The following is a 2,218-nucleotide window of genomic DNA, read 5'->3' on the forward strand; positions in this document are numbered from 1 at the left end:
ACCGTATCAACGGGGATTCTGTCTCTTTTTTATCGTTAATGGAAATAATTGTTAGTAAACCCGCAACAAAAGAGTAACTATTGATAAGATGAAAGAATATAAATAAGAATTTTTCCAATTGGAAGAATCATAATGAAGGTAAAACGGATAATAACACCGGTCTCCTCGCTATTGGCTGCAATCATAGCTGGAGGTTTGGGGATCGGTTATGAATTAGGAATGCCAGTAATATCTGCTGGATTTATAGTAATCTTTATTCTGATGGCTGCTTGGGGTACTTCCTGGATGAGTGCTTCGAAAAAGTAGCTAGTACGAGGTACATAATGATTTATCAAGAGGAAATTATAATAATGTCTACACTTTTAAAGTATCTAATAGCGCTAAAGAAGCCTAGGGCTTCACTTCTGGAGAACCACAGTCGTGCTTCATAATTAAAAATGATTGGGCTAAATCAGGGGGATGGGAAGTGTGAGAGATAAGGCACGGGGAACTTTTGAACATATTTTTGCTCAAATTAATACATATGATCTTATCTTTTTGCTCCCTATGGCCTGGCTGTTTTCCTATCTACCAGTAAGTGGTCTATGGAGTATTGCAGTAAATCTATTCATTATTATCTTTGTTGGTATTGGGTTATTTTACGTTACGCATACGCTTGTAGAAGCAAAAAAGCGTAGAAAAAGTAAATGATTTGTCTAAAGAAAGATGTGTATTGCGATAACGTTTCAAGCAGTATAAGAAGAGGGGAGAACGAGCAAGTATATTTCGTTATTGTCTTTTTATAATTTCTCTATTTATAAAGCTAGATAGGTAAGAAAAGCGACATGTACGCTTTGGCTTACTGCTATATTTTCTGGACTATTACCTCTCTCGAACTTATTTAGTAATGTTTTTTGAATGTGCCAGCTTAAGACTAGTCAGTTAATTTGGCTTATAGAAAATTTATTTTAACATTAAAATAAATTTTAATCGCTACTTACATTTAACTAAAGAATAAAAAACTAATGCTTTTAAACCAACAACATAAATACATAACTGAACTGAATATATACTATTGGAAATGCTTGAATTGGAAAATCTTTATATGGTTTTATTGAAAAAACATATATCTTACAGTTGGATAAGTGACTTTTTCTTAATCAAAATGGGGAGCCAATGCTATAATGAAAAAGAATAATATATTCGCTGGCTCGCTAATAGCTTTCCTATAATTTTTCAGAATGGATGAAACGAACCTGCCTGTGGTTCGTTCTTTTCTATAGTTGGAGGTGTCTGATTGAAACAAAAGATGAACATGGGCTCTGTCATTGGCGGCATTTTTCTTACGGCCGTTATTTTTTTCAATATCTACTTAATCATTGTCAAATCCTCTTTCGTTGCCAATTTGTTATCGGTTCTTGCCATTGGTTTACTGCTTATCATTGTCATCCCGTTCTGGGTGCTGCTGATCAAACATAATTTTAAATCATGAAGCACAAAAAAGCTGTCTCCCTTTTAAAGAGACAGCCTTTTTGTGGTGGTTATTCATCCCTCTGTCCGGTGTTTCTTGCCCACCGGTTCTCTCCTGGTACCATGGGAGAGTCGTATGAAGACGAGGCTTCGTTATCGATATACATGTCCTGCATATAATTGAGATTTTGGTGCAAAATGACTTCAATGTGGCGATAATCCCCGGTGACTTCATTGGTGTAATTCGAGACGATAAAATAATCGCCGTTGGATAATTGATACACCAGCGACTGTTCAAACGAATCGAACGTAAGCACATGATCAGTGTGATTAAATATTTCGTTCATGCGCTCATGGTATTGCTGAAAAATCGCGCGGCATTCAGAAGCGCCGCACGGCTGTCGCTGGTCTTCTGAAATGTAGCTTTCAGTGCGCAGGATGTGCTGGCCGTTTTGCGTTTGTTTCTGAATAATAGGTTGATACCCCAGACTGCCGCCGCCGACAAAGGCAACATTAGCGGCATCGGCCGGCGTTTCCAGTGTAGCCCACACTGCTGATGCAAATAGTAGGCTTAAAATAGTAGTAGTGAGCATCTTCATACGCTCTCTTCCCCCCTTTTCAAAAATGTTGCTTAAGTATAACGAAAATGAAATAAAATGAAAACCATTTATTGTAATAAAAGTAAAATTTAATTGGCTCAACACCAAAATATGTTCTTGAAAAATATGTGCTTGATAAAAAGAAATGAAAAAACATCTGCCCCTCTGTT

3 protein-coding genes are annotated in these 2,218 nt (G+C 36.8%); 2 read left to right on the forward strand and 1 reads right to left on the reverse strand.

What is annotated here, in order from left to right:
• Positions 1-468 precede the first annotated feature (468 nt).
• Both ACTTK6_RS15705 and ACTTK6_RS15710 read left to right on the forward strand, forming a co-directional pair.
• Positions 469-690: a DUF6007 family protein gene (locus ACTTK6_RS15705; protein WP_462833938.1), complete on the forward strand. Its 222-nt coding sequence runs from the start codon at positions 469-471 to the stop codon at positions 688-690.
• Positions 691-1,276: 586 nt separating this feature from the next.
• Positions 1,277-1,471, forward strand: coding sequence for a hypothetical protein (locus ACTTK6_RS15710; RefSeq protein ID WP_462833939.1), 195 nt, complete (start codon positions 1,277-1,279; stop codon positions 1,469-1,471).
• A 49-nt stretch (positions 1,472-1,520) separates the two neighbouring features.
• Here the strand turns inward: ACTTK6_RS15710 and ACTTK6_RS15715 are convergent, their stop codons facing one another.
• Positions 1,521-2,048 (reverse strand): hypothetical protein, encoded by a 528-nt coding sequence (locus ACTTK6_RS15715; protein ID WP_462833940.1) that lies wholly within the window; start codon positions 2,046-2,048, stop codon positions 1,521-1,523.
• Positions 2,049-2,218: the final 170 nt, after the last annotated feature.

The sequence above is a fragment of the Marinococcus salis genome (genome assembly GCF_054971365.1).

What these genes read in the sequence shown, in the direction of transcription:
- ACTTK6_RS15715 (WP_462833940.1), bottom strand. Translation starts at nt 2,048, where the DNA reads ATGAAGATGCTCACTACTACTATTTTAAGCCTACTATTTGCATCAGCA.